This window comes from Alginatibacterium sediminis, from assembly GCF_003610775.1.
Lineage (GTDB): Bacteria > Pseudomonadota > Gammaproteobacteria > Enterobacterales > Celerinatantimonadaceae > Alginatibacterium > Alginatibacterium sediminis.
In genome coordinates, this window is the sequence record NZ_RAQO01000006.1 from 463866 (window position 1) to 470000 (window position 6135).

General features: G+C 41.0%; 6 protein-coding genes. 5 read left to right on the forward strand and 1 reads right to left on the reverse strand.

Translation table 11 applies throughout. From position 1 onward, the window contains the following. Positions 1–13 precede the first annotated feature (13 nt). The 3 genes from DBZ36_RS12955 to DBZ36_RS12965 all read left to right on the forward strand — a co-directional run bounded on the left by DBZ36_RS12955 (position 14) and on the right by DBZ36_RS12965 (position 1805). Positions 14–379, forward strand: a complete 366-nt coding sequence (locus DBZ36_RS12955) for a VOC family protein (RefSeq protein ID WP_120355363.1) — start codon at positions 14–16, stop codon at positions 377–379. 133 nt (positions 380–512) lie between these two features. Then, positions 513–938, forward strand: a complete 426-nt coding sequence (locus tag DBZ36_RS12960) for an aldehyde-activating protein (protein ID WP_120355364.1) — start codon at positions 513–515, stop codon at positions 936–938. A 156-nt stretch (positions 939–1094) separates the two neighbouring features. Then, entirely contained in the window at positions 1095–1805 is a 711-nt protein-coding gene (locus DBZ36_RS12965) for an HAD family hydrolase (RefSeq protein WP_120355397.1), read from the forward strand. Between the two features lie 493 nt (positions 1806–2298). Here DBZ36_RS12965 and DBZ36_RS12970 read toward each other — a convergent pair whose 3' ends face one another. Beyond that, entirely contained in the window at positions 2299–3240 is a 942-nt protein-coding gene (locus DBZ36_RS12970; protein ID WP_120355365.1) for a LysR substrate-binding domain-containing protein, read from the reverse strand. A gap of 114 nt (positions 3241–3354) precedes the next feature. On the opposite strand from DBZ36_RS12970, the gene DBZ36_RS12975 reads away from it, so the two are divergent. Beyond that, the gene (locus tag DBZ36_RS12975; RefSeq protein ID WP_120355366.1) at positions 3355–4692 is read left to right on the forward strand and encodes a 6-phospho-beta-glucosidase; all 1338 of its coding nucleotides are present in this window, start codon (positions 3355–3357) and stop codon (positions 4690–4692) included. A 328-nt stretch (positions 4693–5020) separates the two neighbouring features. Then, positions 5021–6010 (forward strand): transposase, encoded by a 990-nt coding sequence (locus DBZ36_RS12980; protein ID WP_120355367.1) that lies wholly within the window; start codon positions 5021–5023, stop codon positions 6008–6010. The last annotated feature ends 125 nt before the right edge of the window (positions 6011–6135 follow it).

Here is a 6135-nt window from a genome sequence, read left to right on the forward strand (position 1 = left end):
AATGGAGGGGGAAATGGAAAACCTGAACACTGTAGAAATAAAGTCTTTTGTTCCAGCTAAAGACTTTGAATGCTCTAAGCGCTTTTATCAGATTATTGGCTTTGAAATGGTATCTGAATTTGAAGGTATCGCTTATTTCAAATCTGGTTTTTGTTCCTTCTTGCTCCAAGATTTCTATGAACCCGTTCACAGTAAAAATTTCATGATGCACCTTTTAGTCGAAGATGCTCAAAGCTGGTATCAACATATCCTAAAGCTGAGTCTAGACAAAGAGTTTGGTGTAAAGATCACGGAACTTGTCGAGCAGCCGTGGGGAATGTATGAATTTTGTATAACTGACCCTAGTGGTGTGTTGTGGCGCATTGCCGAAAATAAGTAAGCTAATAAGCAATTTAAGCAGACTGTCAACGCTTGGCATTTTCAACCCAGTTTAGTCTTAGTGATTTCGGTGGTAAATTTGAGTTTATTTGTAGCGTTGTCAGCTGCTTAATTGGGTTTAGGAGGGTTCAGCTATGATATCAAGTGTCGGTAAATGTAGTTGTGGACAAACCAAGGTCATCATTAGTCTTCCCAAGACTTTAGATCACTATAGTCCTCGAGCATGTGATTGTGATTTTTGTATTTCTAGAAATATCTCCTATCTATCAGATCCCGAAGGAAAATTAGAAATCAAAAGTGTAGAAGCACTTGATATACAAAAACAAGGATCGAACCAAGCAAGTTTTATAACATGCAATGGTTGTAAGTCCGTAATTGCCGCTTCTTTACAGTTAGAAAATAAGCTCATAGGCGCTCTAAATTCAGCACTTTTATCAAACGTTGCATTGCTTCAAGGGGCAACTACAGTTTCTCCCAAAGCACTTGGAGCTAAAGCAAAAATTGAACGTTGGCAAACTGTTTGGCTTAATATAAAAATCAATGGAAACAGTCGCATATAACCAGCCATTCATGCAGAATTTTTAACAGTTGATTAGGTTTGTCTTTGCTACATATTTTAACCAACAATTAAAGCTTCTTAATGGAGCGTTTCGCGTTTTAGGCCGTTCAGCGTAAATTGTGTGTCCAGACCTAATTTTCTGAGAGTAGATAAAAAAATGAAACTAGATGCGGTACTTTGGGATTATGACGGAACTCTTGTGAATTCGGTTCCCAAGAACATTGATATCACAAAAACTATCTTATCTATTGTTGCTCCTCATTTAACGGGTGAAATGTTACCAAAATACCTAAGTGACGAAGATTCATACCACGTAGCAAATCATGGCGCTAAAAACTGGCAAGAGCTTTACACAGATTATTATGGGCTGACCCACGATGAAATGCTCATTGCTGGAGGTCTGTGGGCAGAGCATCAAGAGAAAAATACCACAGAGGTTATTCTGTTTGACGGTATCAAAGATCTAGTAAAAAGGTTTTCTTATCTTTCACATGGTATTTGTTCTCAGAATTCACAAAACAACATCCGTCGTCTGCTCGATAGCAATGGAGTTGGTGAATCCTTTAAGGCTATCGTCGGTTATGACGACGTTTCAAACTGTAAGCAAAAACCTCACGCGTTTGCTGGTATCAAGTGCCTTGAATCCATCTTTGGTCATAAGGATAGCCAGTGTCTAATGTATATTGGAGACCATGAAGCAGATGTTAAATTTGCTCGTAATCTGCAATCTGCACTTGGTGACAATGCTAAAGTAATTGCTGTGGCTGTAACATATAGTCGGGCTGAACCCGAAAGTTGGGAGTGCCAACCAGACTACATAGCGCATTCTGTGGAATATCTATCTAGCATCATCGGAAAATACGCGTAACGCACGCTTCAAGATGGATTCGCAAACGAGTGCCATTATTGCTTCGCTACAATTTTGGTACTTGATCACTCACCCCTTAATTGGGTGTTATGCGTCTCACAGGAATTTACCAAAAGGATTTTGGACAATAAGATAATACCAAGATAATACCAAGATAATACCAAGACACCCATAATAGTGGCACACGGCTATATGGCACATACGGCACTTGGACGATGACCGCTTATCAGAAGATCGTAGGCTGCGAGCGGTCAAATCTATGCAAGTCATGGCGGAGAATTGTAGTTTGCTGCAAGGGCGCAGCTAAACGTCCGAGTGCGAAGTTTAAATAGCAGGTATTAGTTCTAAGCCACTTTGTTTTGAGTGGATTAGAATGTGGTATTTTAACGTGTTTATGCCTATTACACCTTCGAGAAAAGGCTCATTAAAATATGACTAACGTATGATTTCCTAATGCAAGTTTGCCGGATAAAGCGTGTTAAAAAAATGGCAGTCAACAATTTTTCCGGGCATCTAACATGGTAAACTGTGATGAAATCCAATTTAAAAATGCCGCTATTTTGGGTCTAGTTTGTTGTCCTTGCATACATATTAAGTCGTATCCCAGACCTGATGGTGCTTCGGAGAGTGGCATAACTAACTGACCATTTTCTAAATATTCTTGAACAAGTGATTTCCTAGCAATGCCTATACCTAATCCATTTCGAGCGGCAATCATAGCCATATCAGAATGATTAATTTGAAACGTTCTTTTCATTATATCTAGGGATTGTAGTTCTTCGTCTTGTTGATGATCGCGCCAAACTGACCATTCTATGTCTGGCTCAGTGCCCTCTAATGATTCTGTACAATGGATAAATGAGACGTTTGAGAGTTGCGTTGCAACAGGATCAGCATTGTCAAAATATTCATCGAAATACTGAGGGCTACATACGGGTACTAATACTTCGTCAAACAAGCGTTTATGGTAGAACCCTGGATGCTCGTTGTTGCTGTAATATATCGCGATATCGACAGGTTCATGTTGAAAGTCTAAGCGACTTGCTTTTACTCTCAACTTGATTTTCAGATTTGGGTAGCGTTGTTGAAAATCTGGAAGCCTCTCTAGAATCCACCTTTGAGCAAACGTTGGTGCCGCTCCAATGTAGAGTTCGCCTCGTAACTCGTTAAATTTAATATCATCTAGCTCTGAGAATATGACCTCGAAAGACTGATTCAAAGCGTGAAGTAAGCGTTTTCCTTCGTTGGTCAGTTCAAGTCTCCTTGTTAACCTTACAAACAAACTAAAACCGAGTTGCTTCTCTAAAGACTTAATTCGTTGGCTAACAGCGCCTTGTGTAATAAACAGCTCTTCACCGGCTTTGGTAAAGCTAAGAGATTTACCCGCGATGGCAAAAGTGTACATGTTGGATAGCATTTGTTGTTTTTGGTTCATGGTGCATACAACCATATGGATTAGCCTGGCTAATTCATATCAGCTAAATTCTGGTTTGTAAACAAGGTTGTCATGCTTTTAAATTAGCCTAACTTATCCATGTGAGGCATTACGATGAACAATAATATAAAAATCACCGTTATTGGTGCAGGCTCAAGTTACACTCCAGAGCTTATTGAAGGTCTAATAAAGCGTAACAATGAACTTCCCATTGGTGAGTTGTGGTTGGTTGATATTGAAGATGGTGCAGAAAAAGTTAGTATCATCGGTGATTTAACACGCCGTATGCTGGCCAAGAATAATATGTCACATATTGACGTTCATGTGACCTTAGATCGAAAACCTGCACTTGAAGGGGCTAATTTTGTTTGTTCACAGTTTCGCGCAGGTTGTTTAGAAGGTCGAATTCGTGATGAGCGTATTTCTCTTAAGTATGGAATGATTGGTCAAGAAACCAATGGATTAGGCGGTTTTGCAAACGCATGTCGCACGATTCCTATCGCCTTAGAAATAGCAAAAGAGATGGAAGAATTATGTCCTGAAGCTTGGTTACTTAACTTTACCAATCCATCGGGCATGGTGACAGAAGCTATCTTGAAACATACCAAAGTTAAAGCTGTAGGTTTGTGCAATGTCCCTGTAATTATGCAAAAAGGCATAGCAAAAATGCTTGGCGCAAATGAACAAGATTTCGTATTGCAAGTCGCTGGGCTAAACCACTTTATCTGGGCTCGTAGAGTACTACATGAGGGACGAGATAAACTGCAAGATGTGGTTGAAGAAATGCTTTCAGGCAATGATCCACTCGTGCCACAGAATATCCCTAAATTTAAATGGCCAGCGGAACTTTTGCGTAATATGGGCATGATTCCTTGTGCGTATTTACGTTACTACTACACCAGCGAAGACATCATGGGTCAAGAACTGGAAGAAGCCAGTGGACAGGGTACACGCGGTGAAGTCGTTAAAGCGATGGAAAATAGACTGTTTGATATCTATCGAAATCCAGAACAAAATGAAAAACCTAAAGAGTTAGAAAAGCGTGGCGGGCAATATTATTCAGAAGCAGCTTGTGAACTAATGAGCTCTATCTTCAATGACAAGCGTACTATTATGCATGTTAACACAAGAAACAATGGCGCCATTGAAGGGCTCCCAAATGACTGTACAGTAGAAGTGAGCAGCGTGATCACTAAATCAGGCCCACTCCCATTAAACGTTGCACCATTCCCGAAAGATACGTTGCGTCTGATTCAGGTATTGAAAGAATTTGAATCACTGACGGTGGAAGCGGCCATTACTGGAGATCGAAACACCGCACACCGCGCGCTAGTTTTGAACCCTCTTGTCACTACCGGTACCGTCCTAGAAACAGCCTTGAATGAAACCATTGAGGCTAACTTGGATTACATGACGCAGTTTCGCAAAAAAATGTCCGTCGATAAGACGTAGTGACTTGCTTTTATAAGGTTAATAACTAAGAAGCGGTAGAAATTTAATAATCTCTACTGCTTAACAAAGTGCTTAACTAGAAGTGCTTAACTAGACACCCATAATAGTGCTTAACTAGACACCCATAATAGTGGCACTCACGGGATGATGGTCTAGGTTTAAGTGGCTACTTCATCAATAAGAATTTTGTGATGCCAAGAATTAACAAATTAACAAGACACCCACGATAGTGGCACTTCAGAAAGAAATAACAATACACTCCTAATAATGACACTCTCGGGATGATGGTCTAGGCTTAAATGACTACTTAATCAATAAGAGTTCTGTGATGCCAAGGCCCCGTAAGGAGCAAGTGAGTTTATCGGATACTCCCTATTACCATTGTATTTCGCGTTGTGTGCGTCGTGCTTACTTGTGTGGCGAAGACGTTGTAAGTGGGCGCAGTTTTGAACATCGTCGCCAGTGGGTTGAGGATTATCTGCTTAAGCTTGCTGGCATATTTTCGATAGATGTTTGTGCATATGCGGTGATGAGTAACCACACCCATTTGGTATTGCATGTAAATCAACAACAAGCCATCAGTTGGTCAATGGACGAAGTTCTGCAGCGTTGGCATCGCTTACACAAAGGCACCCTGTTAACTCAGCGCTACCTTAATCCCACTTTACAATCAGAGCTTGATGCTGTGCAACTGCAGGCCGTGAGTGATACTGCCGAAATCTATCGCCAACGACTGTTCGATTTAAGTTGGTTTATGCGCCATTTGAACGAATATATCGCTCGCGAAGCCAACAAAGAAGACCAATGTACCGGACGATTTTGGGAAGGTCGGTTCAAATCCCAAGCCTTACTTGATGAAGCCGCGCTTGCGGCCTGTATGGCTTACGTCGATTTAAACCCAATCCGCGCAAAGATAGCTGACAAACCAGAAACCTCTGACCACACCAGTATAAAACAGCGAATTAAACAGGCCAAACAAGCTAAGCAGCCTAAAGCTTTATATCCGTTCGTAGGTAACCCTCGTAATAACATGCCCAACGGCCTGCCATTTGAGCTTAAAGACTATTTAACCCTAGTTGATTTAACCAGCAGAGCTATCTGTCAGGATAAGCGCGGGTATATTAGTGCTAACCTTAGCCCAATCTTAGCCCGTTTGAACATCGACCAAAGCAGTTGGCTTACGCTTACGACAGGCTTAGAGCAGCAATTCGGTGCGGTGGTCGGTAATTGCGCGAGTATGTTGCTCTACAAAAGCGAGCATAAACAACAACGCCTGCATGGTATGGGCTCAGCTAAACGGCTACTTAATAGCGCTTAACTTCCTCTAAATTGGATGTTCATCTTGCACCTACTCACATAGGTTTGCTTGGTGCTGTCTGTGATTTAGCAAAATCAGCTAAATTCACAGGGAATAACAATTTTATTGTATAAATCTAAGGTAAC

What these genes read in the sequence shown, in the direction of transcription:
- DBZ36_RS12955 (WP_120355363.1), top strand. Translation starts at nt 14, where the DNA reads ATGGAAAACCTGAACACTGTAGAAATAAAGTCTTTTGTTCCAGCTAAA.
- DBZ36_RS12960 (WP_120355364.1), top strand. Translation starts at nt 513, where the DNA reads ATGATATCAAGTGTCGGTAAATGTAGTTGTGGACAAACCAAGGTCATC.
- DBZ36_RS12965 (WP_120355397.1), top strand. Translation starts at nt 1,095, where the DNA reads ATGAAACTAGATGCGGTACTTTGGGATTATGACGGAACTCTTGTGAAT.
- DBZ36_RS12970 (WP_120355365.1), bottom strand. Translation starts at nt 3,240, where the DNA reads ATGAACCAAAAACAACAAATGCTATCCAACATGTACACTTTTGCCATC.
- DBZ36_RS12975 (WP_120355366.1), top strand. Translation starts at nt 3,355, where the DNA reads ATGAACAATAATATAAAAATCACCGTTATTGGTGCAGGCTCAAGTTAC.
- DBZ36_RS12980 (WP_120355367.1), top strand. Translation starts at nt 5,021, where the DNA reads ATGCCAAGGCCCCGTAAGGAGCAAGTGAGTTTATCGGATACTCCCTAT.